This window comes from Halomonas sp. NYA30 (assembly GCF_976980765.1).
Genome location: NZ_OZ334477.1, coordinates 1,834,243 through 1,859,120, shown reverse-complemented (window position 1 = coordinate 1,859,120; position 24,878 = coordinate 1,834,243). Strand labels below are relative to the sequence as shown.

Sequence of the window (24,878 nt, the reverse complement as noted above, 5' to 3'; positions counted from 1 at the left end):
AAATGCAGTAAATCTGCCGCCCGTTTTTTATGCCGGCAGATGAACATAAGCCTAGCCCTTAACGGCAGGCAGTAACTTAACAACGCCACGCCCTGAGCAGCCCCCTCCTTTCTCGTCACAAGGCGCTGGCTGACTCCGGGCGACAAGTTCAACGCTGTGCCGGTGGCCGGCGTTGGTGAATCGATGAATGCCAGGTGTCGGCGGTGTCAGCAGGGCCGGATGGATGTGACAACCACCGGAACACGTCCTGCCTCCGCCACGTACTCAACGCCCTACTGGCCGGGTTGGCTATGATGCCTTCCCGGCTTGACGCGTCAGCATTGCAATGCGCCGAGCACAAGCACGCAGCACCCAGCGGTTCGCCTACGTCACCCCATAGGCAGTTCGCCGGTACGCAACGCTATGCGAGACAACATGAAACGGATGCTTATTAATGCGACACAGCCCGAAGAGCTGCGCGTCGCCTTAGTTGATGGACAACGCCTGTACGATTTAGATATCGAATCCGGCGCTCGAGAACAGAAAAAAGCCAATATCTATCGCGGTAAAATCACCCGTGTAGAGCCCTCACTTGAAGCTGCCTTTGTCGATTACGGCGCTGACCGCCACGGCTTTTTGCCGCTCAAAGAGATCTCTAAAGAGTACTTTGTAAAAGACGTTTCCGGACGTCCCAGCATTAAAGAAGTACTCAAAGAGGGCCAAGAAGTCATCGTTCAGGTCGACAAGGAAGAGCGTGGCAATAAAGGCGCCGCGCTTACCACCTTTGTCAGCCTGGCTGGCCGCTTTTTGGTGTTGATGCCCAACAACCCGCGTGCGGGTGGCATTTCTCGCCGTATCGAAGGCGATGAGCGTAGTCAGCTCAAAGATGCCATGGGTCAATTGACCGTGCCGGACAAAATGGGCCTGATTGTGCGCACTGCGGGCATTGGCCGTAACCCGGAAGAACTGCAGTGGGACTTGGATTATCTGGTCCAGGTGTGGGAATCGATCACCACTGAAGCCGCCAAGCGCCCTGCCCCATTCCTAATCTACCGTGAATCCAACGTCATCATTCGCGCTATGCGTGACTACTTGCGCCAGGACATCGGCGAAGTATTGATCGACAGCCCCGAGATTCACGCCGAAGCACTGGGCTTTATTCGCCAGGTCATGCCCTCGTATCAGCAGAAGATTAAACTTTATGCTGATGAAGTACCGCTGTTCTCGCGCTTTCAGATCGAATCGCAAATCGAAACGGCCTACCAGCGCGAAGTGAAGCTTCCTTCCGGTGGCTCGATTGTGATCGATCACACTGAGGCACTGGTCTCCATCGATATCAACTCGGCCCGCGCCACCCGCGGCAGCGATATCGAAGAAACCGCCCTACAGACCAACTCTGAAGCCGCCGACGAGATCGCCCGCCAGCTACGCCTGCGCGACATCGGCGGGTTAGTCGTCATCGACTTTATCGACATGGGGCCTGCGCGCAACCAGCGTGAAGTTGAAAACCGCATGCGCGATGCGCTTAAGCTAGACCGCGCGCGCGTGCAGATTGGTCGCATCTCACGCTTTGGCCTAATGGAAATGTCCCGTCAGCGCCTGCGTCCTTCGCTGGGTGAAACCAGCGGCGTGGTTTGCCCGCGCTGTAATGGCCAAGGCACCATTCGCGATGTGCGTTCGCTGTCGCTATCGATCATGCGCCTGATTGAAGAAGAGGCCATGAAAGAGAACAGCGCGCAGATTCGCGCTATTCTGCCGGTACCCGTCGCTACGTATCTGCTCAATGAAAAACGCAGTGTGCTGGCCGATTTAGAGTCCCGCCAAAATGTTCGCGTTGTGCTGCTACCCAATCCTGATATGGATACGCCCCACTACGACGTTCAGCGCCTGCGCGATGATCATTTAGACGAGGATGACACTCAAAGCCTTTCGAGCTTTGAGCTCTCCACGGATACCGAAGTAGGCAAAGAGCCAACACCCAGCTTCGTACCGCCCGCTCAACGCGCCGAAGCAGCAGTGAAAAGCGTTACGCATAACGCCCCTGCGCCGGCATCGCTACAAACCGAAGAGAAAGCGCCTGCTGCTGCCCCGGCGGCGAAAGTAGTACCGGCGACCAGCGAGCAACCCAGCGTCATTGGCCGCTTTATCCGTGGTTTCGCCAAGTTGCTAGGCAGCGACGAAAGTAATACTGAAGCTACGCCAGAGCCCAAGACTGAAACCCCGGCACCGCGCAAGCCAAGCGAGCGTAAAACCAATCAGCGCAGCAGTGAGTCGCGGCAGAAGCCCTCACGCAATGAGCGCGGCGACAACACTAGCCGTAACGAGTCGCGCAGCGATAGCAGCACCCGGTCTGAGCCAAAAACTGAACAAAAAGCCGAGCAAAAAAGCGAGCAACCCACCACTGCTCCGCGTCCTGCCGGTGACGATAACAGCGACAAGCGCAGCGGCCCCAGCCGCACTCGCAATCGTCGTCGCCATCCCCAGCAAGACGATGCCACCGAAGAGTCGGCCAACAAAGCGCCTCGTAAAGAGAGCCAGTCGGATAGTTCCGGCAAAGATAGTTCTGGCAAAGATAGCTCTAAAAAGAGCAACAACGGCAAAAGCGCAGCGCCGAAAGAGCCACGTCGCGAAGCTGGCCAAGACAGCCAACCCGATGAAACTGCCAAACAGCCAGAAGCCAAGCAGGATGACGGCAAGCCGAAGCGTACGCGTAACAACCCGCGTAACCGTACACGTACCCAGGCGATCAACCCACAGGCAGAAGCCGAGCAGTTAAAGCTGCAGGCAGAAGTGGCAAATGAAGCGCCAGAAACCGCTGAACCAGCGGATGAAGCGCCTGTTGCGCCGACAACCGAAACGTCAAACGCGAAAGCTCCGGCACCGGAAGTAGAGACACCTGCTACAGAAAAACCGGCTTCAGAAGCAACGGCTGCCGAGACATCGAATGCTGACGTCGCCGCCTCTGCCGATGAAGCTGCTCAACCTGCTTCTGAGACCGCTGAGCAGGAAGCCGCTGCCAAGCCGAGTGAACCCGTCACCAGCGAAGAGCCCGCACCTGCTGCTGCCTCTGAAACGACGGAACCTCATTCTGAAGAGAGTAAGACTACATCAGCGCCACCTGAGGTGAACTCAGAAGCAACCGAAGCCACCAACTCGGAGCCTGCTGAAACTGAGCAAACTGCTGATAGCCAGCCAAGTGCTAGCGAATCGGTAGCACCTGAAGCTATCGAACCGCCTGCGGCCAACGCGGTCGATCCGGCGGCCACTATTGAAGAAGCTGCCGCTGAGCCTCTCAGTAGCGCTAACACGGATCAAAGCAGCGAACAGCGCCAGCCTGAAGCGTCAACTAACGCCCAGGAAACTCGCCAGGAAGCAGTAACGCCAAGCGTTTCTGAGAGGACTTCTGAGCGTGACGACGCGGCCTCTTCAGTTGAAGAGCCATCCAGCAGCGAGCAAAAGCAAGCTGAGGAAAAGCAAGGCGAGGAAGAAAAGAGCGTCGAGCAGAGTAGCGGCGAACTAGAAACGACTGAAGTAGAGCCTCAGCCTGCTCAGCCGATTGCTAGCGAAGCACCCGCTGAAGACGCAGTCACTGAAGAAACGCCTAAGCCACGTCGCCGTCGCACACGGGCTCACAACGATCCGCGAGAAAAGCGTAAACAGGCGCAACAGGACACCCACTCCGAGTAAAATCGGTCGCGTGTTGCAACAGCAAAATCCCCGCTTAAGCGGGGATTTTGCAGTTTAGGAGACGCCTTTTAAAAACGGCAGAAGGATTCGCTGGCAAAGGGCGTTAAGGATTAATAAAACGTGGCTCGGGTTCTAACAGCACGCCAAAGCGTGTTTTTACTTGAGCGGCGATATAGTTGGCGATTTTCATCAAGCCGAGGCGATCACCGCCACCAAAATGCACCAGCACCAGCGCTTGATGCTGGTGTACGCCAAAGGCGCCGTCGCGCATTCCTTTTAAACCGCACTGGTCGATCAACCAACCTGCCGCTAACTTTGTTTGCCCTCCCGCCTGGAGAAAATGGGGCATCGCAGGATACTGACGCGACAGCTGTGCTGCCTGCTCATCACTTACTAGCGGATTTTTGAAGAAACTTCCCGCGTTGGCAAGCACCTCAGGGTCGGGTAGCTTCTCGCGGCGAATAGCACAAACGGCTTCAGCAACCTCAAGCGGCGAGGGTGTGGCAGATAACCGCGCGGCAAGATCGCCATAATGCAGTTGCGGCGCTGGCATGCGTGATAAACGCACTATTAGCTGGGTAATCACAACACTATCGGCTAACTCGCCTTTAAAGATGCTGTCCCGGTAACCAAACGCGCACTCTTGAGTACTTAACCAATAACAGCGTCCAGTGGCGAGCTCCATGACCTGCACCGCTTGCAGCGTGTCAGCAAGCTCAACGCCGTAGGCGCCAATATTTTGCACCGGTGCCGCCCCGCAACTACCGGGAATTAGCGCCAAGTTTTCGATTCCCCACAACCCCCGTGCGGCAGTCGCCATGACTAAGGCGTGCCAATTAACCCCAGCGCCCACTTGGGCAAACACACCCCCTTGTTGAGCGCCTTTCGGATGTCTCAACCACCATTGCTTTAAGGCTGGGCGTAGCACCAGGCCCGGCAACTGCTCAGGCAGCAGTACATTGCTGCCACCGCCCAGCAACGTCACGGGCCAGCCCTGAGCGTGCGCATAAGCGAGTGCAGTGCGCAGTGCTGACAGCGTGCCCGGCGCTGCATAGTGCTCGGCGTGACAAGGTAGCCGCAGCGTATTGGCAAGGGTTAAATCAATATTGGTCTGCAGATTAAAAGCCGCCACCTCAGCGCTCACGTTTGAGGTGTTGAACGAGCCCGTCTGATGCGGCTTCAATCATATTTAGAACGTTTTCAAAGCCCTCATCCCCGCCATAATAAGGATCAGGCACCTCTGTACCAGGCGTCCCGGCAAAATCTAAAAACAGGCCGACATGAGCTTGGCTATTGGCGGGTTTCAGGTCACGTATGGCGCGCAAATTGTCCTGATCCATACCCAGCACGTAATCAAATTCAGCAAAATCCTGCACATTTAACTGGCGGGCACGCAGGCCACTTAAATCGATACCACGGCATAAGGCCGCTTGCTGGGCGCGCGAGTCCGGCGCTTTGCCCACATGCCAACTGCCGACCCCACAGGAGTCTATTTCAACGTCGTCGGCTAGCCCTGCTTGCTCAAGGGCTCGGCGAAAAACACCTTCTGCGGTGGGCGAACGGCAAATATTGCCTAGACACACAAATAACACTTTCACAACAACTCTCCTTAGGCGCTAGGCAAGCAGCGCACGCACACGGGCTAAATCCTCGGCAGTATCAATACCCGCGGGATTTACCTCACAGGCTAAGGCTACCTGTATCGCGTGGCCGTTTTGTAACGCACGCAGTTGCTCAAGCTGCTCAAGTTGCTCCAGGCTAGAGGCTGGCCAGTCACGGTAAGCCGCTAGAAAACCTGCGCGGTAAGCATAGAGGCCGATATGGCGCAGCCAGGCATCGGTCGCCAGTAGCGTGGGCGCCTGTTTGAAATGCTCCCGATCCCAGGGAATGGGCGCACGCGAGAAATACAGCGCTCGACCCTGCAGTGTGCGCACCACCTTGACCACATTGGGATTAAACAGCGTGTCGACATCGTTGATAGGCTCTGCCAGCGTGGCAATCGATGCCTCGGGGTCATCGGCCAAGCGAAGAGCCACTTGATCAATCAAGGCAGGCGGAATCAAAGGCTCATCGCCCTGCACATTAACCAGCAGAGCGTCATCCGCTAGCGCTAAGATATCAGCCACTTCGGCTAAGCGGTCAGTGCCCGACGGATGATCGTCGCGCGTCATGATCACCTCAGCACCATAGGGCAACATGGCATCGCGAATGCGGCTATCGTCCGTGGCCACCACAACCCGGCTGGCATGGCTTTGGCATGCGCGACGCCATACGTGGGCGACCATCGGCTCTCCGGCAATTTCTAACAGCGGCTTGCCGGGCAAACGGGTGGAGCCATAGCGGGCGGGTACGACAACCGTAAAGTCAGGCACGGCAACGTCAGGAGAAGCCATTAAACGCCTCCGGATTGTCCTGAAGCGCTCCCTGGCGCGCGACCAGGGGAAGTAGGCAGTTTCTCATCGGCATCCATGGCACGGGCTTCTTCCGGCAGCATGACGGGAATACCCTCTTGAATGGGATAGGCCAAGCCATCGTAGTGGCAACGCAGCTCTTGGGCTTCGCGGTCATATTTCAGCTTGCCGTTACACAACGGGCAGACCAGCATTGCCAGCAGTTCCTTATCCATGCGCGTGACTCCTTTAGGAAAGTGCCGACAGCCGCGCTGCCAGCCAGTGTTCAAATTCGGGTGGAAGCGCTGCTTCCACATCTAGCACCCAACTATTCGGCGGTGCCAGGGCATAACATTTGACGGCATCTTTGGCTGTCATGATAATCGGGCGGATATCTGCAAATTTTAGCGCGTCAGCGCTGTAATGCTGATGATCGGCCAACGGGTGCCAGTCACCACTGACCCCCAAATCGGAAAGCGTGCGAAAAAAGCGCTCGGGATTGCCAATACCCGCCACCGCGTGAACTGGTAGCGAAAACGGCAGCGGCGCTAGCGAAAACCGAGCACCGTCATCTAAGCGGCGCCAATAACGCGGTGCTAACTGCATAGTGGTCACAGAGCCGACCGGCAACGCCTGTTGTGAGTCACCATTGACGATCACGGCATCAACGCGTTGCAACCGGCTGGGCGATTCGCGCAGCGGCCCGGCGGGTAAGCAGCGACCATTACCTAAACCGCGGGCACCATCAACCACGACTAGCTCAATATCCCGCGCCAGCGCCAAGTGCTGCAAGCCATCGTCGCTCAAAATAATATCGCAACCCGCCGCCACTAGCGCCTCCACGCCGCGTGACCGTTTGGGGTCTGCCACTACCGGTAGCCCTGTCTGCTGCGCGAGCATCAAGGGTTCATCGCCGCTTTCGGTAACATTAGTGGCGGCGGTGACAAACAAGGGATAGTGCGAGGATGTTCCGCCATAGCCGCGGGTAACAATACCTGGCGACCAGCCCTGTGCCACCAGCCAATTGCCCAACCACGCCACTAACGGCGACTTCCCGGTCCCGCCTAAGGTAATATTGCCGACCACAATTACCGGCACGGGGGCCTTCCACGTAGCCTTATTACCATGCTGGTAGGCCTGTTCACGGCGGGCCATTCCCCATTGATAAAGCGCCCCTAAGGGCTTCAGCGGCCAAAGCCAACGGCTACCCTGATAGACACCTTGCAGCCAACGCTCTGCCAGTGTCCGAGTCTTTTGCGCTTTTGTAGGCAGGGTCATAATGCTTCTTGAAACTGCAACTTATGCAGCGCTGCATAGGCGCCATCGGCATCCAACAACGCCTGATGGCTACCCTCTTCAATAATACGCCCCTGGTCCATCACTACGATCCGGTCGGCCCGTTCGATGGTGGACAGGCGGTGGGCAATCACCAATGTAGTGCGCCCCTCACAAACGCGCTCCAGCGCTTTCTGAATATAGCGCTCGGATTCCGTATCCAGCGCCGAGGTGGCCTCATCGAGTACCAGCAGCGGTGCATCCTTGAAGATAGCTCGAGCAATCGCCAGCCGCTGACGTTGCCCACCCGAGAGCATCACGCCGTTTTCGCCTACGGTGGTCGCATAGCCATCGGGTAGTTTGTCGATAAACTCGTGGGCATAGGCCGCTTCAGCCGCCGCTTGAATAGCCTGCGGGTCAGGATTAGCCACCCCATAGGCAATGTTATCGGCAATTGAGGCATTAAATAGCGTCACCTGCTGGGAGACCAAGGCAATCTGCTGGCGCAGCGGCCCAAGCGCGTACTCATCAACATTGACGCCATCAATGGTGATACTGCCTTGGCTAGGCCTGTAGAAGCGCGGCAATAGGCTCACTAGCGTAGATTTACCACTTCCCGAGCGACCGACTATCGCCACCAGTTCACCTGGCGCCAGCCGTAGATTAATTTCATGCAGTACTTCGGGTTGGTCGTCAGCATAGCGGAAGCTAACCTTATCGATCACGACCTCACCGCTTAAACGGCTGGCAATACGCTTACCGTTATCCTGCTCCGGCGTCATATCCAGTAGACCAAAAAGCTCTGAAGCTGCCGCCAACCCTTTCTGAATCTCACCGTTAATCTCAGTCAATTGTCGCACCGGCTTGATCATCAGGGCGGCGGCCGTAATAAAGGCGACAAACTCACCGGGAGTCATGTTCTCCATCAGGGAGGGCGCCATCGCCAGCCATACCAGCAGCGCCATAGAGATAGCCACCAGCATCAGAATTACCGGCGAGCTAACCGCCCGGGTCATGGCCTCTTTCATACTTTGACGACGATTCTCTTCACTCACTCGCTCAAAGCGCTGCTTTTCATAATCTTCTGCGCCATGGGTGCGCACTACGCGATAGCCAGACAACGCTTCCGATGCAATATGGGTCACATCGCCCATAGAGTGCTGAATGCGCTTGGAGATACGCCTAAACCGCTTACTGACGTAACTCACTACGACGGCGATAATCGGCGTCACGCCTAAAAACAGTAGCGTGAGCATCCAGTTGGTCCAGAGCAGATAAAGCACCAGGCCGACGACGAACAAGCCTTCACGCAAAATAATCGTCACCGCTTTGGTGGCCGCCCCTGCCACTTGCTCGACGTGGTAGGTCACCCGCGATACCAGTTGACCGCTGGAGTGGTGATCAAAAAACCGGCCAGGCAGATGAAGAAGATGAGCAAATACATCGCAGCGCAGAGTATGAATCACGTAGCGACCCACATAAGCCATAAAGTAAGTACTTAAAAAAGTACCTACCCCGCGGGCGGAGAACATAATAATGACAAACAGTGGCAAGAAGAACCGGAAGGCCGCATCCGGGTTTTGAATGCCATCAATCAGCCGCTTCATCATTTCCGCCAGTGCGGTACTCGACGCGGCGTATACCACAAACCCCACCAGCGCCAGCGAAAACGCGCGCCAATGTGGCTTAACATAGCCCAATAACCGCTTGTAAATACCCCAACTTGAATCAGCCACACGCGCTCCCGGCAATAGTGTGCAATGCGGTGAATTCTACCTGATGGCGACGTGGTTCAACACCGATTGCGTCGACTTGACCCTGGTCGCGTCGTTCTAACCTCTAAAGGACGAGCAGCTTCCAGCCAGAAACGCAGTGCGCCGTCTTGAGCCGTACTCCACAAACAGCTCTCCTGATCACGAAAACGGCGCACAACGGCATCTCCCGGATGCTGAAAAGGGTTATCACGTCCTGCGCTAAAAACAACATGTTCAGGGGCGGTATGACGTACGAACTGAATACCCGAACTCGTTCCACTGCCGTGATGCCCCGCGACAAGCATAGAGACAGGCGAATCCACTTCAAGCAAAAACCGTCGCTCTATCTCGGTACTCACATCCCCCGTGATGAGCAGCCGATGCTCGCCTACACTGACTTCCAACACGCAGGATCGATCATTGGGTGATAACGCATTAGCGCCCGCTGGCGGCCATAAAAAGCGATAATCAACGCCATCGCGCTGCCAGGTTTGACCTCGCTGGCACGCCCGACTGGTGACTGACAGGGTCTCACCCGCGGGCGCTATCCACTGATTAACCTGATGCTCGGCTAATAACGCATTAACGCCACCCGCATGGTCATTATCGGCGTGGCTAACGATCACTTGATCAAAGCGCTGACCCGGCGACCACAGCGTTTCCAACGGCATAAAACCGCCGCGAAAGCGCGGTCCAGTGTCATAAAGCAGTCGATAATGTTCACTGCGCAGCTCTATCAACTGCCCTTGCCCCACATCATGCACACTCACTCGAAGCCCCTGCTGGGGAGTCATTGACGATAGCGACCACCAAGGCAGCGCCACCACCAATGCTGTAGCGGCTAGCCGCATCCCCGGCAGCACCACAGGCAATCCCCAACAGAGTGACAGTAGCAACAGCGCAAAGGCCAGCGGATAAGTTAATGGCCGATCAGGCTCCCATAGCGGCCAGTGCTGGACAGAGAGGCTCAACAGTAAATGGAAAATATTAAGCGCAGCCTCAAACAGCCACCACAAAGCATGGCCTAGAAAAGGCACCGGCGATAATAACCAACCCAGTAACGCCGTAGGCACCATGATGGAGCTCACCCACGGCACGGCCACTAGGTTAATCAGCGGAGCGGCGGGCGCTATGCGCCCAAATGCTACCAGCACAGCGGCGGCCATTAACGGTGCAAGCAGTAACTGCGATCTGACCAGCGCCCAACACCAGCCCTTAATTCCCCGAGGGCGCCGCCGCCCTTGCCAAATAGTGATCAACCATGCCACCGCCACAAATGACAGCCACATACCGGGCCGCCACAGAGCCAACGGATCAACGAAGAGCACCAGCGCAATGGCCAACCACCACCCTTGCCATGGGCTCGGTGCATGTCGACCACTAAGCACCCACAGGCCAATCAACGTCATCACCATGGCACGCATAGCGGGCGGTGCCATCCCGGCAAGCGTGGCGTAACTGACGCAGGCTACCGCCGCCACCCACCAAGGCCAAGCGCGCATGCGCCAGTTGGTAGGCGTCGTTAAGCGCGCACCGAGCTTGGCAAGCATCAATACAAATGACGTCACCAGCCCAACGTGTAAGCCTGAAATAACGACCAGATGGGTGGTGCCGGTCGCATTCAACAACGACCAGTCATCTTGGGTAAGCTGTTCGCTATCACCCAGTGTCAGTGCCGCCAACCAGCGTTTAGTGCGCTCATCCAGCGCCTGCTGGGCTAAAAAACCCACCCCCAACTGACGCAGCGATGGCCCGGCGGAAGCTAGCCGAACCGGCGGTGGATCTTGGCGCAGATACCCAGTGGCGTGAATTCCCTCACGCCATAGCCACTGCTCATAATCAAACGTACCGGGGTTGGCAAAACCACTGGGAGGCCGCAAACGTAGCGTCATTCGCCACTGTTCACCGGGATAAAAAGCTTCATCGCTATAAGCCGTTACCCGCACCTTGTTTATCACCGAGCAACGTGGTCGTTGTGCCGGGCCTTGGCAGCTATCAACACGCAGGATCAGACGCGTTGCGTCTCCCGACGGCTGAGCGTTAAGCACAATGGCTTCAACGACTATATCCTCACCAGTCAGGCCTGTCGGCAAACGGCTCGCCCATTGCTGCTGAACGCCTGCAAATACCCATAGACCCATCAGTAGCCATATACCTCGGCGGGGTTGCCACGCCACTATCAACAACGCGGCTACCAGCACCCATCCGAACGCATTGGAGGTCATCCCAGCGGCATGGCTGTACCATGCCAAAATCCCTCCAGCGAGAGCTGCAAGTGCAGCGGGCATGGCGACCCCTAACCGCATAGAACTCTCCCTGTCGAATGTTCATTGATGGCCTAGCATAGCCGAAGGGCAACGCTATATGGATAATGGGCAGCATCGATAGGTAAGAGTATCCGTCATGCCGCGCAGGTTCCTGCAGCGCTACATGCCCAAACCCGACACCATCAGAAAACAGCGCTCGCTACGCTTTATGGCACCGCTGATTGCAGACCCGGGTTTGTGGCTACTAACTCGCCGAAGCGTTGCCAATGCGTTTAGCGTGGGCGTGTTTTGCGCCATGCTCCCCATCCCTTTTCAGATGGTGGTCGCTGCGCTGGGTGCTCGCTTAACGCGCTGCAACTTAGCCCTTTCGATCGGTTTGGTATGGATCACTAACCCTTTAACAATGCCGCTCATTTTTTACGGCAATTATCGGATGGGCACTTTCATACTCGGTGCGCCTGTACGAGAAGCCCCCTCGCGTATTTCAACGCGCTGGATTGCCGAACAGATGCACGACATTATGCCGCCTCTGATCGTTGGCTCGCTGGTGACAGCGTTGATATTAGCGATCGTCGTCAATATCGGTATCCGCTTAATCTGGCGCTGGCACGTCTCCCATAATTGGAAACGCCGCCGCCAAAAACGTCGGCAGCGGCGTGCGCAGATTGAAGCAGAATTTGATGATTAAGCTTTAAGAGCCTATCTCCATCGTTAACGCGCTGGCGTTTGCTCGACCAACCTACCTGCATCCAGCTTAAGCACACGATCCTGATGAGCGGCAAGGCTCACATCGTGGGTCACAATCACAAAGGCACAGGCGCTCTCTTTGGCCAGCTCATCCATCAGCGCCAAAATAGTCGCTGCAGTGGTCTGATCAAGGTTACCCGTGGGTTCATCCATCAGCACCAAGCTGGGGTCGGTAACCAGTGCCCGGGCAATCGCCACGCGTTGACGCTCACCACCAGAAAGCTCACCTGGCTTATGGTCGGCACGCGGCTGCATGCCCACTCGCTCCAATATCTGCATCGCCCGCTGCTCGGCCGCCTTTTTCGACTGGCCGCGAATAATCAGCGGCAACGCCGCATTTTCTACGGCGGTGAACTCCGCCAGCAGGTGGTGAAACTGATACACAAACCCAATGTAGCGGTTTCGAAAGCTGCCCAGCGCCGCTTCATTCAAACCCGATAGCGGCTCACCAGCGATCACCACACTTCCTTCGCTGGGGCGGTCGAGCCCTCCCAGCAGATTCAGCAATGTGGTCTTACCGGAGCCCGAACTGCCGACGATAGCCACCCGCTCTCCAGCGCGCACTTGCAGGCTGAGCTTATCGAGCACCGTTAGGTCCTGAGGACCTTCGCTGTAAGTCTTAGTCAGCGCTTGGCAATCGAGCATAATGGCTGCGCCTGGTTGTGCGTGGGTAGACATCGTATTCGTAGACATCATGTCATCCTTATTCCTGAAGCCATTATTCATAGCGCAATACATCCGCTGGCTGAACCCGCGCCGCACGCCAAGCAGGATAGAGCGTGGACAGGAATGTCAGCCCAAAGGCTGCCAATACGATACGGCTAACATCATCCCACTGTAGGCGAGAAGGTAAATCGCTAATGAAGTAAACCCCAGCATCCAAGAACTGAATGCCCAACGTCACTTCGACCCAGCCAATCAGGTCAGCGATAGTGAGTGCCAGCAGCACGCCCACCGCCACACCAATCGCAATGCCAATCAAGCCAATGGCCATGCCCTGAACAATAAAGATGCCCATGATAGAGCGCGGCGTGGCCCCGATGGTGCGCAGAATAGCGATATCGGCGCGCTTATCCGTCACCACCATGACCAGCGTAGAGACGATATTAAACGCTGCCACGGCGATAATGACGGTTAATAGCAGCGCAATCATGCGCTTTTCCATCTGTATCGCCTGGAACAAATTGCCATGAGAGAACGTCCAGTCGCTACCGAGGTACTCAGGGCCAAGCTCGTTGAGAATGGCCTGAGTTTCACTACTAGCAGCAAACAGGTCGTCGAGCTGAAGGCGAAGCCCGCCAATGGCGTCACCCAAGCGGGCAAGCGTCTGCATATCTTCAATATTGGCGTAGGCCAAGTTAGCGTCTAAATCAGCGCCGACGCTAAAAATACCGCTCACGGTGAAGCGCTTTAAGCGAGGAAACACCCCCGCCGGGGTAATCGAAGCCTCAGGCACCAAAAGCGTCACCCGGTCCCCAACCCCAACGCCCAGGCTGCGCGCCAACATCGACCCCAGCACCACATTCCACTCGCCGGGTACGAGATCAGCTAGCTCCCCCTGCGTCATGTGTTCGCCAATGATAGATACTCGGTCTTCCCAGTCAGGGTTGATGCCATTAACCATGGCCCCCTGATTGCGGCCACCGACCGAGAACATGCCCTGTTGTTCGACAAAAGGCGCCGCGCCAATGACCCGCTCTCGCTGCATCAACTCTTCGGCCAGAGACTCCCATTCGACCATTCCCACACGGGACTCAATTTTAGCGTGGGGAACCATGCCTAAAATGCGCGTCCTCAGCTCATGGTCAAAGCCGTTCATTACCGACAACACCAGAATAAGTACGGCGACCCCTAACATTAACCCCAGCATTGAGGTAAGCGAAATAAACGAAATAAAATGGTTCCGGCGTTTAGCGCGCACGTAGCGCAGCCCCACCAGAAAAGGCAAACGATCAAGCATGGCGTCATTCCTTATCAATAAGCGCTCATGGTACGGTTTTTTTAGTCTCGCTGCATGTTCCAAACGGCCATTAGAGCGATCAGCCCTGCGAGCGTTCAGATTAAAAACGTTACGCTTGCAACTTGCCCCGCCACCGCCTACATTGCGCCGATTTACTGCTGACCGTGGGCCTGCGCTTTTATGACTTATCGTTTGCTACCCGAATGGTATCCCCAAGACGGGATACAGTTGACTTGGCCGCGGCCTGACGGCGATTGGGCGCCCATGCTTGCTCGCATCGAAGCCACCCTGGAACGTATTGTGATAGCCACGACACGCTTTCAGCGCGTGCTGATTTGCGTACCCGATGAGCTAACGCAACAACGCTTAGCCATTACATTTGACGCTTACGGCGTGCCTGCTTCCCGGCTGCAGCTTATTGTCGCACCCACTGATGATACCTGGGCGAGAGACCATGGCCCCATCAGTGTTATCGATGAGCAGGGCCAGATGATGATGCTCGATTACACTTTTACCGGCTGGGGCGGTAAGTTCCCCGCTGAGCGTGATAATCTGCTTACCCAGTGGCTTGCCGAGGCGGGCGTTTGGGCTTGCCCGGTAGCGACACGGAATTTAGTGCTGGAAGGTGGCGGTATCGAAACCGACGGAGAAGGCACACTGCTCACCACCGAAGCATGCCTGCTTAATCCCAACCGCAACCCCACGCTATCGCGAGAGGATATAGAAGCACAGCTCGCCCAAGATTTTGGCGTTGACCGCGTATTATGGCTGGCCAATGGGCATTTAGAAGGCGACGATACCGACAGCCATATCGATACGCTTGCCCGTTTTTGCGACCCAACCACCATCGCCTATGTACGCTGCGATGATCCCAATGATCCTCATTATCCGGCACTGGCGGCGATGGAGCAGGCGTTACAGGCGTTTCGACAACGCAATGGTGAACCCTACCGTTTGATCGCGCTGCCTTGGCCCCAGGCCTGCTTCGACCCTGATGACGGCCACCGCCTACCAGCCACTTACGCTAATTTTCTGATCATCAATCAAGCCGTACTGGTTCCTACTTACGGCGACCCGGCGGATGTCACCGCGCTACACGCGCTGGCAATCGCATTTCCCGAACACACCCTAATTCCGATTGAGTGCGTCAGCGTTATTCGCCAACATGGCAGCCTGCACTGCTTAACCATGCAGCTTCCACAAGGCACGCTTACCCAGAGTACGTTTCCCGCGACCGCTATTTGTTAAAGGAGTCACCATGTCGACGACGCTAACCGTCGCTGTTGTGCAGCAACCTGCGTGGCCTGATAAAGCGCAAAGCCTGGCTGCCAGTGAAGCAGGTATTCGCAGTGCCGTTAAACAAGGCGCTCAGTTGGTACTGCTGCAAGAGCTGCATGCCACTCACTACTTTTGCCAGTTCGAAGACCCTTCGCTGTTTGATCTAGCGGAGCCGTTGGATGGCCCGACCGGCCAGCGTCTTGCAGCACTCGCTAAGGAGCTGGACATTGTCCTGGTCGGTTCGTTGTTTGAACGCCGCGCCCCAGGGCTTTACCACAATACCGCCGTGGTCTATGACCGCGCCAAAGGCCGTATTGGCCAGTATCGTAAGATGCATATTCCCGATGATCCTGGGTTTTATGAGAAGTTTTACTTCACGCCGGGTGATCATGACAGCGCCCGCGGCGAAGGCTTTACACCCATTGAGACATCCGTAGGTCGTCTCGGCGTGCTGGTTTGCTGGGATCAGTGGTATCCGGAAGCCGCCCGGCTGATGGCCCTGGCCGGTGCGGACTTACTGCTCTACCCCACAGCGATTGGCTGGGACCCCAATGACGATGCCGCTGAGAAGGCACGCCAGAAAGATGCCTGGACAGTGATTCAGCGCGCCCACGGTGTCGCCAACGGCTTACCCGTGCTGGTCGCTAACCGGGTTGGTTTTGAGGCAGATCACTCCGAAGTCGGCGATGGCATTCAGTTCTGGGGCGGCAGCTTTATTTGTGGGCCGCAAGGTGAACTATTGGCGCATGCGGGAGAAGAGACCGAACAGTTAGTCGTTGAGCTTGATATGGCGCGCAGTGAAAATACTCGCCGCATTTGGCCCTATCTGAGGGATCGCCGAATAGATGCCTATGGGGACTTAACTCGCCGTTACCGCGACTAGCCAACCTCGATAAAACGCCAACAAACCAAAACGCCTGCCTGGGATAAATACTCAGGCAGGCGTTGTTGATGGTATAGAGCGGGCTAACGCGACCGATTACTTCCAGAAGTCACGTATTGAGGCTATCCCTTGAGCGCCTACGGCACGGGCGTGATTGGCATCAAAGCGCGTCATACCACCTAATGCAAACACCGGCATGCCGGCACGTTCGACCAACTGTTGAAAGTCATGCCAACCGAGCGGAGCGACTTCAGGGTGCGATGGCGTGGTGCGCAGCGGCGACAGGCTGACAAAGTCACAGCCTAATACGGCTGCCTGGGTAAGCTGCTTTTGGTTGTGCGTCGATGCGGAAAGCCATTTATTTTCAGCAATCGGACGACGCTCAAGCTGCATCAAACGCTCGCTGGTCAAATGAATGCCATCAGCGTCAATATGATCCAGCAGCGTGGGTTCACCATTCAGCAGCAGCCGCGCGCCGTGCTCACGGCATAGAGTCAGAGCTCGCTGAGCACGGGCGAGATAAGCCGCTTCGTCCAACTGCTTGGCACGCAGCTGCACCAAGCGAATCTTGTCTTCACGCAGCGCGCGCTCCAAAAACGCATCAAAACGCGCTTCGTCAGCCTCTTCGTTGGTGATCAAATACTCGGTAGGCAACCTTACCGCCCGCAGTATCGGTAAATTTGCTGCCGGGAAAGGATAGTTGGAGAGTTCGCTCATAGGCACCCAGCGCACGGCCTGCCCTTCACGGCCAAAAGGCTCTCCGGCAAACTCATGCACCTGCCAGACATCAAGCAGGATATGCTTGTCAGGATACTCATGGTGAACGCGAATCAAGGGCTGAGCACAAACAATCTCGACGCCCAGCTCTTCATGCAGTTCTCGCTTTAATCCTTCAAGACCGGTCTCATAAGGTGCTAGTTTGCCACCTGGAAACTCCCACAGTCCGCCATGATCAACGTTTGACGGCCGACGGGCGATCAGTACTTGCTGTTGATCGGCGCTGATAATCGCAGCTGCCGCGACGTGAACCCGTCGTTTTACCTTTATGCTCATATACTCATATACTCGTTACGTCTTGATCCACTGCGCGCACCAACGCTTCTGCCATCGGCGCTATCTCGCTGCGTGTGTCCATATCTCTGCCAACCACCGCCCCCAACAGAGAGAGACTGACTAGCTGCGGTAATCCGCGTTGATAGACACATAGTCATGAGAGAGGTCAGAGGTCCACACCGTGGCACTCTCTTCGCCGCGCCCCAAGTTAATGCGAATGGTAATTTCTGGCTGCGCCATCACAGCGCTTCCTGCTGCTTCGGTGTAGCCTGCCGCGCGTCCGCCTTGTTCGACTAGACGCACATCGCCCAGGTCAATCACCACGCGGTTAACGTCAAAATCGTTCACCGGTGCCCGCCCGACGGCTGCTAGAATACGCCCCCAGTTGGCATCAGAAGCGTACAGCGCTGTTTTGACTAGCGGCGAATGAGCAACGGTAAAGGCTACATCAAGCGCTTCTTGCCGACTTTGCGCTTCGCCAACCTGCAGGGTGACGAACTTGGTCGCCCCTTCAGCATCACGAATGATCGCTTGCGCCAGCTCGGTCATTACCCGTTGTAAAGCGTTACTGAACGCGGCTATCTGCGCTTCATCAGCGATTCGAGGGCCAGTGCCGGTCGCCGCCAACATACAGGCGTCATTGGTAGAGGTATCGCTATCCACCGTGATGCAGTTAAACGAGCGATCGACGGTTTCACGCAATAGCCGATCCAGTAGCGGTGCCTCGATAGCTGCATCGGTCACCACAAAGCCCAACATGGTCGCCATGTTGGGCTTGATCATGCCCGACCCTTTCGTGATGCCGTTAATCGTTACCTGCTGATTACCTATTTCAACCGTGACACTGGCCCCTTTGGCCCGGGTGTCGGTGGTTAAAATGCCTTGGCCTGCGTGCTCCCAGGCAACACTGGCGCTGGACAAACTTTCAAGCGCCGGTGCCAATCCCGCTAGCAGTTTCTCCATTGGCAGCGGTTCACCAATCACGCCGGTTGAGAACGGCATGATATCCTCAGCCGCAACTCCCACCTGTTTGGCAAGTTCAGCACAGCATGCCCGCGCATCGAGCAAGCCTGCCTCGCCAGTGCCTGCGTTCGCGTTGCCGGTATTGATCAACCAATAACGCGGCGAGCGGTGCTCCGCACGGCACTGTTCAAGGTGCTGCTTGGCCACTATTACCGGCGCTGCACAAAAGGCGTTACGGGTAAAAACCCCCGATACCGTCGTTGTGTTGGGCAGTTCAATCACCACCACATCACGACGATCCGGCTTTTTGATACCCGCCATTGCAACCCCAAGGCGCACCCCTTTCAGGGGTGGCAACTCTGGAAAGGGAGTGTTTCCCACTGCCATGATTCTCTCCTTTAGGCAAACCTTGGTCAGACGTTATCTCAGACACAATCGCCGTTAGCTTAATTTTCCACAGCACTGCTTGTACTTTTTACCTGAACCACAAAAACAGGGGTCGTTACGGCCCACCTTAGGGCCTTCGCGACGCACTGGACGCCCTTCACTGCCAGGCGCTTCTTGATCGCTCTCAGATTGCTCAGGAGCCGGGGCGTCATGGCGACTAGCGGCGGTGGCGGTTTCGCGCTCCAGCGCTTCGCGGCGTTGACGCTCAAGGGCATCCACTTCCTCGGGTTGGCGAACCTGAACGTGGCTCAGAATGCGCGTTACATCTTCTTTAATATGGTCAAGCAGGTGTTGGAAGAGCTCAAACGATTCACGCTTGTACTCCTGCTTGGGGTTTTTCTGGGCATAGCCACGCAGGTGAATACCACGGCGTAGATGATCCATTGACTGAAGGTGCTCTTTCCAACGCGTATCCAGCACCTGCAGCATGACTTGCTTCTCAAAGCGACGAATCAGTTTCTCGCCCGCTGCAGCCACTTTTGCCGCATAGGCTTCACGGTGCATGGTCTGCAGCCGCTCACGCAACTGCTCCTCGCTAAAGCGATCATCCTCAGCAGCCCACTTAACCACGGGCGCATCAAGATTAAACTCTGTTTTCAGGTGCGCTTCCAAACCGGGCAAATCCCACTGCTCGGGTAGGCTCTGAGGAGGAACATAGCTGCTAATTGCCGTTTCCATTACCTCTTCACGAATACCGATAACGGCATCAGCCACATCGTCTGCGGCGAGAATTTCATTACGCTGGTCGTAGATCACCCGGCGCTGGTCGTTGGCAACGTCATCGTACTCAAGCAGCTGCTTACGAATATCGAAGTTACGTCCTTCGACTTTTTTCTGGGCACGCTCAACCGCATTGGAGACCATTTTATGCTCAATGGCTTCACCATGCTCAAGCCCTAACGCCTGCATCAAGCGTTTAACGCGATCAGAGCCAAACAGACGCATTAGGCTGTCTTCAAGCGACAAGAAGAACCGCGTGGAGCCAGGGTCGCCCTGGCGACCAGCACGGCCACGCAGCTGATTGTCGATACGCCGAGACTCATGGCGCTCAGACCCCACCACATGTAAGCCGCCGGCGGCCAACACAGCATCGTGGCGTGCCTGCCACTCAGCCTTTAACGCATCAACCTGCTCTTGGCTTGGGTTTTGTAGCTTGGCCGATTCAGCCTCCCAATTGCCGCCCAGCACGATATCGGTACCCCGGCCAGCCATGTTGGTGGCGATGGTAATTGCCCCTGGGCGGCCTGCCTGAGCGATAATTTCGGCTTCACTCTGGTGCTGTTTGGCGTTAAGCACGTTGAACGCGAGGCCTGCCTCTCGCATCAGATTGGCAAGGTACTCCGATGTTTCAATTGAGGCCGTACCAACCAGCACAGGGCGCCCAGCTTCCGTCTCAGTTTTGACATCTTTAATGATCGCTTCGTATTTTTCTTCAGCGCTCAAATAGACTAGATCGTTCAGGTCTTTACGTGCCAATGGACGGTTGGTAGGAATAACCACCACGTCGAGGCCATAAATTTGACGAAATTCAAAGGCTTCAGTATCCGCTGTACCGGTCATACCGGCTAACTTCTCATACAGACGGAAATAATTCTGGAAGGTGGTGGAGGCAAGCGTTTGGCTTTCGCGCTGTACCGTAACGCCCTCTTTGGCTTCTACAGCCTGGTGCAAGCCTTCCGACCAGCGGCGCCCTGGCATCGAACGGCCAGTGTGTTCGTCGACGATGACTACCTGACCTTCAGAAACGATGTAATCGACATCACGATTATAGAGGTAGCGGGCGCGCAGGGCCGAATGCATATGCTGGAGCAAATTGAGGTTTTGTGCGGCATAGAGTGATTCTTCATCACCCAATAAACCCTCGCCGCGCATTAGCTCTTCAACTTTGTTATGACCCTGCTCCGTTAGCTCTACCTGTTTCTGCTTTTCGTCAACTAAGAAGTCGCCGACCACCGGGGCATCTTCATCTTCACTCTCTTCGCCTTTCTCAAGCTGCTGGGCCAACTGATTAACGACTTTATAGAGATCCGTATTTTCGTCTACCGCGCCCGAAATAATCAGCGGTGTACGCGCTTCATCGATAAGAATCGAGTCAACTTCATCGACAATCGCAAAATGCAGGCCACGCTGCACTTTGTCTTCTAACGAAAACGCCATGTTATCGCGTAGATAATCAAAGCCAAACTCGTTATTGGTGCCGTAGGTAATATCGCACTGATAGGCATGGCGCTTCTCTTCGCCAGACTGGCCGGAGAAAATAACACCAATGGAAAGGCCTAGAAATTCATACAGCGGGCGCATCCACTCAGCATCACGACGGGCCAAATAGTCGTTCACGGTCACCACGTGAACGCCTTTCTCCGTTAGCGCATTCAGATACACCGCCAGCGTTGCCACCAGGGTTTTACCTTCACCGGTTTTCATTTCTGCAATACGGCCACGGTGCAGGGTCATACCACCCACCATCTGCACGTCAAAGTGACGCATGCCCATCACGCGCTTACTGGCCTCTCGGACGATTGCAAAGGCGGGAGCTAACAGCGCATCTAGGGACTCACCTGACGCGAGACGTTCGCGCAATTGCGCTGTTTTTTGCTGCAAATCAGCGTCACTTAATGCCTCAAATTCTGCTTCTAGGGCATTAATCTGAGGCACATTTTTATACATGCGTTTTACATCGCGGTCATTTTTAGAACCAACGACTTTACGTAATAAATTATTAAGCATGAAATATCCAAGTATTCACGAACAACCCATCGGACTTTGCCTATATACGGCAGACCTTTTTCTGCAGGTCTTCTACCTACCAGCGTAGGGACAAAGTAAGTATCTTAACGGCATACTTGATGGGCAGGAGGGCCGCGCTGGGTCAAAACATCACGCGCCGCCACCAGCAGGGCCATCGGCGCAAGCCAACTGCTGAGACGCCGCATCGGGGCAAAGCGCCTAGGGCGTTGAGCCCAACGGCGCAGAGCGCGCTGCCGTTTAGCAATCCAGTGCGACTGCGCACGTAAAATCGCGGGTACCCATAAACAGATAGTAACGCTGCGTTCGCCACTGCGAAAAGCATCCGCAGGGCTTAAACTCGCGGGTAATAGGCAACTTACTAATAAGCCGGCCAGCCACCAACGCGCTAAGCCATACCGGCGATGGCGCCGCGGCAAAGCTGATTGAACATCAAGCGTAGGTGACATGCTGTAGACCGGCTCCTGAGCGTGGTAAAATCTGCTAAAGTTGAGATCGGTTAATGTCTCCGACATCATCATTAGCGGCACCCTAGGATAGCGGTGCCCTAGGAATTAAGCGTATGAGTATAAAGGTTAAGCGTTCTCGCGCACAGCCCATTGCCCGCCTACTCTCAAAGTCGGGCGATATTAGTCAGTTAATGCGCCTATCTCGTTTAATTGACCAGGCGCAGCAGCATCTTCGCGCGCATCTGCCCGAAGAGATGCGAAAACATATTTTTGTCGGTGGCTTTCGCGAAGGTCGCTTAACATTGATCAGTGGTCAAGCGGGCTGGCTAACCTGGTTACGTTTTGAGCAGCGTCGCCTATTAGAGCTGCTTCATCAGTTGCCTGGCTTTGAAAGCGTGAGCGGTTTTACCTTTAAAGTGCGCCCTGTGCACCCTATCGTCGCCCCGCCACGTAATACACGCAGTCTTTCAGCAGATGCAGGCAAAACCCTGGCTGAATGCGCTGAAGAGACGACCAATCCCACGTTAAAGCGCGCCCTTGAACGGCTTGCCTCTCATGCTCGGCCACCCAACGAGTAATAGCTGCCATAAGGGTTAGGCAAACAAACTTACCGGCTATTAACGCTCTAGGCGTAAAGTGAATGCTGGCGGCAAAATGCATAAAGCACCGCCTAAGCGATGCTTTATTGATATTACCATTGCTACGACAACCCTTCGGTCTGCCCTATTAGCCAATAACAGCTTGTCTATTAGCGGCTGTACTATGCCATTGCGGGTGCAGCATAAGAAATCGGCGCCACGGCCTTATCTTCTTCAAACGTCACTATTTCATAAGCGTCAGGCTGAGCCATCAGCTCACGGCACAGCTGATTATTCAGCGCATGCCCTGACTTAACACCACGAAACTCGCCAATCAAGCTATAGCCCAACTGGTATAAATCCCCGATGGCATCTAATACTTTATGCTTGACGAATTCATCTTCGTAGCGCAAACCACCTTCGTTAACAATGCGGTAATCATCTACCACGATCGCATTATTCAAACTACCGCCTAATGCCAAATTGTTAGAGCGTAAAAACTCTAAATCACGCATAAAACCAAAGGTACGCGCACGTGACACTTCTTTGACAAAAGATGTGGTCGAAAAATCGATCAACGCCGTCTGTTTCTGCTGTTCAAAAACGGGGTGGTCAAAATCAATCGCAAACGAGACTTTAAACCCTTGATGGGGCAAGAAAACGGCCTCTTTATCACCATCGGTAACGGCTACACGATGCTTGATGCGAATAAATTTCTTCGCGGCATTCTGTTCCAAAATACCCGCTGACTGAATCAAAAAAACAAATGGACTAGCACTACCATCCATAATCGGCACTTCAGGTTCGCTTACGTCCACATAAGCGTTATCAATGCCCAACCCTGCAAAAGCCGACATAAGGTGCTCAACGGTAGCGACCTTAACCCCGTTACTGGAGAGTGCTGTGCATAGCTTGGTATCTTCAACCAATTCAGCGCGCGCTGGCACGTGTACGACAGGATCCAGATCGGTTCTAACAAACACAATCCCAGTATTGGCGGGCGCCGGACGCAGCGCTAAGTGGACTTTTTTGCCAGAATGTAGGCCCACTCCGGTGGCGCGTATGACGTTTTGTAGGGTGCGTTGTCTGATCATGGGCAGTAATCGTACTCTGGTGACGGTAGTGACCGTAGAGAAAAGTTATCAAACAGTGTTCACTTTAACAGCAAGCGAGCGTTTTAGCCAATAAAACGCTCACCGACTGTTGCAATAAAGCTGTTTTGTAGAATCAATCCGCCTGACGGCGTAAAAACGCGGGGATGTCCAAATAGTCATCGGCTTCAGTAGAGCGACGCTTTTCAGGACGAGGTTTAGCGGCTGTTTCGGTTGCTTCAGCGCGTGCTGTCGCCTGCTGACGCATTACCGTTGGCTGTTGCAGCTTGCGGTAATCCGAGGATTCTGCAGCTGACCGGCGGGCAGGCTCGCGCGCGGCCGTCTTAGGTTTTTGCCCATCTAAACCAGCAGCCACAACGGTCACACGCAGCTCGTCGGACATTTCCATATCAATTGAGGTGCCCACCACGATAGTCGCATCCGGAGACGCAAACTCTTGAACAGTGGCACCGACGTCATTGAATTCGCCGATGGACAAATCAGGACCAGCAGTGATGTTGACCAGAATACCCCGCGCGCCATGAAGATCGATATCTTCCAACAACGGGCTGCGGATGGCCTTCTCGGCAGCTTCACGAGCACGATTCTCGCCCGTCGCCCCACCGGTACCCATCATCGCCATGCCCATTTCAGACATCACGGTGCGCACATCAGCAAAATCGACGTTGATGATACCTGGGCTGGTAATCAGCTCTGCGATACCTTGTACAGCGCCTAGCAGCACGTCATTAGCCGCACTGAAAGCCGTTAGCAGTGTCGCATTTTTGCCCAACACAGAAAGCAGCTTCTCGTTGGGGATCGTGATCAACGAATCAACATGCTCGGAGAGTTCTTTCATACCCTCCTCGGCGGCACGCATTCGCTTCGGCCCTTCAAAGGGGAAGGGGCGAGTCACCACCGCGACGGTGAGAATCCCTAGCTCTTTGGCGACCTGTGCCACTACAGGAGCACCACCGGTGCCGGTCCCACCGCCCATACCGGCAGTGATAAACACCATATCAGCGCCTACCAGCAATTCCGCGATACGCTCACGGTCTTCCATAGCCGCCTGGCGTCCCACGTCGGGATTGGCACCTGCGCCTAATCCTTTAGTGATTTCGCTACCCAGCTGCAACACGGTTTTTGCTGAACAGCGTTTAAGCGCCTGAGCGTCAGTGTTAGCGCAGATAAACTCAACGCCTTCAATATTGCTTTCGACCATGTGGTTAACAGCATTGCCGCCACCGCCGCCAACACCAACCACTTTGATGACCGCACTGCTCGAGGGTGCGTTATCTACCAATTCGAACATAAGCCCCGTCTCCTGAACCG

At 55.4% G+C, this 24,878-nt stretch carries 20 protein-coding genes; 5 read left to right on the top strand and 15 right to left on the bottom strand.

What is annotated here, in order from left to right:
- The first annotated feature begins 414 nt into the window (after window positions 1-414).
- The gene (gene rne, locus ACWI0H_RS08455) at window positions 415-3,666 is read left to right on the top strand and encodes a ribonuclease E (RefSeq protein WP_485875889.1); all 3,252 of its coding nucleotides are present in this window, start codon (window positions 415-417) and stop codon (window positions 3,664-3,666) included.
- Between the two features lie 103 nt (window positions 3,667-3,769).
- On the opposite strand, the gene murB is transcribed toward rne, so the two are convergent.
- Genes murB through ACWI0H_RS08420 form a run of 7 tightly spaced genes read right to left on the bottom strand, consistent with a single transcriptional unit; the run spans window position 3,770 to window position 11,391 of the window.
- Complete coding sequence (gene murB, locus ACWI0H_RS08450; RefSeq protein WP_485875888.1) at window positions 3,770-4,798, bottom strand: UDP-N-acetylmuramate dehydrogenase; 1,029 nt, start codon at window positions 4,796-4,798, stop codon at window positions 3,770-3,772.
- 1 nt (window position 4,799) lies between these two features.
- Window positions 4,800-5,264: a low molecular weight protein-tyrosine-phosphatase gene (locus ACWI0H_RS08445; protein ID WP_485875887.1), complete on the bottom strand. Its 465-nt coding sequence runs from the start codon at window positions 5,262-5,264 to the stop codon at window positions 4,800-4,802.
- 18 nt (window positions 5,265-5,282) lie between these two features.
- Window positions 5,283-6,059, bottom strand: a complete 777-nt coding sequence (kdsB, locus tag ACWI0H_RS08440) for a 3-deoxy-manno-octulosonate cytidylyltransferase (protein WP_008956814.1) — start codon at window positions 6,057-6,059, stop codon at window positions 5,283-5,285.
- The gene (locus ACWI0H_RS08435; protein WP_485875886.1) at window positions 6,059-6,292 is read right to left on the bottom strand and encodes a Trm112 family protein; all 234 of its coding nucleotides are present in this window, start codon (window positions 6,290-6,292) and stop codon (window positions 6,059-6,061) included. The genes kdsB and ACWI0H_RS08435 overlap by 1 nt, the downstream gene beginning before the upstream one ends.
- 13 nt (window positions 6,293-6,305) lie before the next feature.
- The gene (lpxK, locus tag ACWI0H_RS08430) at window positions 6,306-7,334 is read right to left on the bottom strand and encodes a tetraacyldisaccharide 4'-kinase (RefSeq protein ID WP_485875885.1); all 1,029 of its coding nucleotides are present in this window, start codon (window positions 7,332-7,334) and stop codon (window positions 6,306-6,308) included.
- On the bottom strand, window positions 7,331-9,067 hold the full coding sequence (gene msbA / locus ACWI0H_RS08425; protein ID WP_485875884.1) for a lipid A export permease/ATP-binding protein MsbA: 1,737 nt from the start codon (window positions 9,065-9,067) through the stop codon (window positions 7,331-7,333). The genes lpxK and msbA overlap by 4 nt, the downstream gene beginning before the upstream one ends.
- 56 nt (window positions 9,068-9,123) lie before the next feature.
- A complete protein-coding gene (locus ACWI0H_RS08420) occupies window positions 9,124-11,391 on the bottom strand; it encodes a DNA internalization-related competence protein ComEC/Rec2 (protein ID WP_485875883.1) in 2,268 nt (755 codons plus the stop codon).
- 97 nt (window positions 11,392-11,488) lie between these two features.
- On the opposite strand from ACWI0H_RS08420, the gene ACWI0H_RS08415 reads away from it, so the two are divergent.
- Window positions 11,489-12,040: a DUF2062 domain-containing protein gene (locus ACWI0H_RS08415; protein WP_485875882.1), complete on the top strand. Its 552-nt coding sequence runs from the start codon at window positions 11,489-11,491 to the stop codon at window positions 12,038-12,040.
- Window positions 12,041-12,063: 23 nt separating this feature from the next.
- On the opposite strand, the gene ACWI0H_RS08410 is transcribed toward ACWI0H_RS08415, so the two are convergent.
- The gene (locus ACWI0H_RS08410) at window positions 12,064-12,792 is read right to left on the bottom strand and encodes an ABC transporter ATP-binding protein (RefSeq protein WP_485876182.1); all 729 of its coding nucleotides are present in this window, start codon (window positions 12,790-12,792) and stop codon (window positions 12,064-12,066) included.
- A gap of 25 nt (window positions 12,793-12,817) precedes the next feature.
- Window positions 12,818-14,059, bottom strand: coding sequence for a lipoprotein-releasing ABC transporter permease subunit (locus tag ACWI0H_RS08405; RefSeq protein WP_485875881.1), 1,242 nt, complete (start codon window positions 14,057-14,059; stop codon window positions 12,818-12,820).
- Window positions 14,060-14,239: 180 nt separating this feature from the next.
- On the opposite strand from ACWI0H_RS08405, the gene ACWI0H_RS08400 reads away from it, so the two are divergent.
- Together ACWI0H_RS08400 and ACWI0H_RS08395 are read left to right on the top strand one after the other, a co-directional pair.
- The gene (locus ACWI0H_RS08400; RefSeq protein WP_485875880.1) at window positions 14,240-15,307 is read left to right on the top strand and encodes an agmatine deiminase family protein; all 1,068 of its coding nucleotides are present in this window, start codon (window positions 14,240-14,242) and stop codon (window positions 15,305-15,307) included.
- 10 nt (window positions 15,308-15,317) lie between these two features.
- Window positions 15,318-16,220, top strand: coding sequence for a carbon-nitrogen hydrolase (locus ACWI0H_RS08395; protein WP_472956251.1), 903 nt, complete (start codon window positions 15,318-15,320; stop codon window positions 16,218-16,220).
- 96 nt (window positions 16,221-16,316) lie between these two features.
- Here ACWI0H_RS08395 and ACWI0H_RS08390 read toward each other — a convergent pair whose 3' ends face one another.
- The 4 genes from ACWI0H_RS08390 to ACWI0H_RS08375 all read right to left on the bottom strand — a co-directional run bounded on the left by ACWI0H_RS08390 (window position 16,317) and on the right by ACWI0H_RS08375 (window position 21,877).
- Window positions 16,317-17,273 carry a Nudix family hydrolase gene (locus ACWI0H_RS08390; protein ID WP_472956249.1) on the bottom strand — a complete coding sequence of 319 codons (957 nt, stop codon included), beginning with the start codon at window positions 17,271-17,273 and terminating at the stop codon, window positions 16,317-16,319.
- A 120-nt stretch (window positions 17,274-17,393) separates the two neighbouring features.
- Window positions 17,394-18,623 carry a bifunctional glutamate N-acetyltransferase/amino-acid acetyltransferase ArgJ gene (argJ, locus tag ACWI0H_RS08385; RefSeq protein ID WP_176303112.1) on the bottom strand — a complete coding sequence of 410 codons (1,230 nt, stop codon included), beginning with the start codon at window positions 18,621-18,623 and terminating at the stop codon, window positions 17,394-17,396.
- 54 nt (window positions 18,624-18,677) lie between these two features.
- A complete protein-coding gene (gene secA / locus ACWI0H_RS08380) occupies window positions 18,678-21,410 on the bottom strand; it encodes a preprotein translocase subunit SecA (protein ID WP_485875879.1) in 2,733 nt (910 codons plus the stop codon).
- Window positions 21,411-21,514: 104 nt separating this feature from the next.
- Complete coding sequence (locus ACWI0H_RS08375) at window positions 21,515-21,877, bottom strand: hypothetical protein (protein ID WP_101146215.1); 363 nt, start codon at window positions 21,875-21,877, stop codon at window positions 21,515-21,517.
- A gap of 113 nt (window positions 21,878-21,990) precedes the next feature.
- On the opposite strand from ACWI0H_RS08375, the gene ACWI0H_RS08370 reads away from it, so the two are divergent.
- Window positions 21,991-22,455 (top strand): DUF721 domain-containing protein, encoded by a 465-nt coding sequence (locus ACWI0H_RS08370; protein WP_485875878.1) that lies wholly within the window; start codon window positions 21,991-21,993, stop codon window positions 22,453-22,455.
- Window positions 22,456-22,637: 182 nt separating this feature from the next.
- Here the strand turns inward: ACWI0H_RS08370 and lpxC are convergent, their stop codons facing one another.
- Both lpxC and ftsZ read right to left on the bottom strand, forming a co-directional pair.
- Window positions 22,638-23,549: a UDP-3-O-acyl-N-acetylglucosamine deacetylase gene (gene lpxC, locus ACWI0H_RS08365; protein ID WP_485875877.1), complete on the bottom strand. Its 912-nt coding sequence runs from the start codon at window positions 23,547-23,549 to the stop codon at window positions 22,638-22,640.
- Between the two features lie 133 nt (window positions 23,550-23,682).
- The gene (gene ftsZ / locus ACWI0H_RS08360; protein WP_101146218.1) at window positions 23,683-24,858 is read right to left on the bottom strand and encodes a cell division protein FtsZ; all 1,176 of its coding nucleotides are present in this window, start codon (window positions 24,856-24,858) and stop codon (window positions 23,683-23,685) included.
- Between the last annotated feature and the right edge of the window lie 20 nt (window positions 24,859-24,878).

What these genes read in the sequence shown, in the direction of transcription:
- rne (WP_485875889.1), top strand. Translation starts at nt 415, where the DNA reads ATGAAACGGATGCTTATTAATGCGACACAGCCCGAAGAGCTGCGCGTC.
- kdsB (WP_008956814.1), bottom strand. Translation starts at nt 6,059, where the DNA reads ATGGCTTCTCCTGACGTTGCCGTGCCTGACTTTACGGTTGTCGTACCC.
- ACWI0H_RS08435 (WP_485875886.1), bottom strand. Translation starts at nt 6,292, where the DNA reads ATGGATAAGGAACTGCTGGCAATGCTGGTCTGCCCGTTGTGTAACGGC.
- lpxK (WP_485875885.1), bottom strand. Translation starts at nt 7,334, where the DNA reads ATGACCCTGCCTACAAAAGCGCAAAAGACTCGGACACTGGCAGAGCGT.
- ACWI0H_RS08420 (WP_485875883.1), bottom strand. Translation starts at nt 11,391, where the DNA reads ATGCGGTTAGGGGTCGCCATGCCCGCTGCACTTGCAGCTCTCGCTGGA.
- ACWI0H_RS08415 (WP_485875882.1), top strand. Translation starts at nt 11,489, where the DNA reads ATGCCGCGCAGGTTCCTGCAGCGCTACATGCCCAAACCCGACACCATC.
- ACWI0H_RS08410 (WP_485876182.1), bottom strand. Translation starts at nt 12,792, where the DNA reads ATGTCTACGAATACGATGTCTACCCACGCACAACCAGGCGCAGCCATT.
- ACWI0H_RS08405 (WP_485875881.1), bottom strand. Translation starts at nt 14,059, where the DNA reads ATGCTTGATCGTTTGCCTTTTCTGGTGGGGCTGCGCTACGTGCGCGCT.
- ACWI0H_RS08400 (WP_485875880.1), top strand. Translation starts at nt 14,240, where the DNA reads ATGACTTATCGTTTGCTACCCGAATGGTATCCCCAAGACGGGATACAG.
- ACWI0H_RS08395 (WP_472956251.1), top strand. Translation starts at nt 15,318, where the DNA reads ATGTCGACGACGCTAACCGTCGCTGTTGTGCAGCAACCTGCGTGGCCT.
- ACWI0H_RS08390 (WP_472956249.1), bottom strand. Translation starts at nt 17,273, where the DNA reads ATGAGCATAAAGGTAAAACGACGGGTTCACGTCGCGGCAGCTGCGATT.
- argJ (WP_176303112.1), bottom strand. Translation starts at nt 18,623, where the DNA reads ATGGCAGTGGGAAACACTCCCTTTCCAGAGTTGCCACCCCTGAAAGGG.
- secA (WP_485875879.1), bottom strand. Translation starts at nt 21,410, where the DNA reads ATGCTTAATAATTTATTACGTAAAGTCGTTGGTTCTAAAAATGACCGC.
- ACWI0H_RS08375 (WP_101146215.1), bottom strand. Translation starts at nt 21,877, where the DNA reads ATGTCACCTACGCTTGATGTTCAATCAGCTTTGCCGCGGCGCCATCGC.
- ACWI0H_RS08370 (WP_485875878.1), top strand. Translation starts at nt 21,991, where the DNA reads ATGAGTATAAAGGTTAAGCGTTCTCGCGCACAGCCCATTGCCCGCCTA.
- lpxC (WP_485875877.1), bottom strand. Translation starts at nt 23,549, where the DNA reads ATGATCAGACAACGCACCCTACAAAACGTCATACGCGCCACCGGAGTG.
- ftsZ (WP_101146218.1), bottom strand. Translation starts at nt 24,858, where the DNA reads ATGTTCGAATTGGTAGATAACGCACCCTCGAGCAGTGCGGTCATCAAA.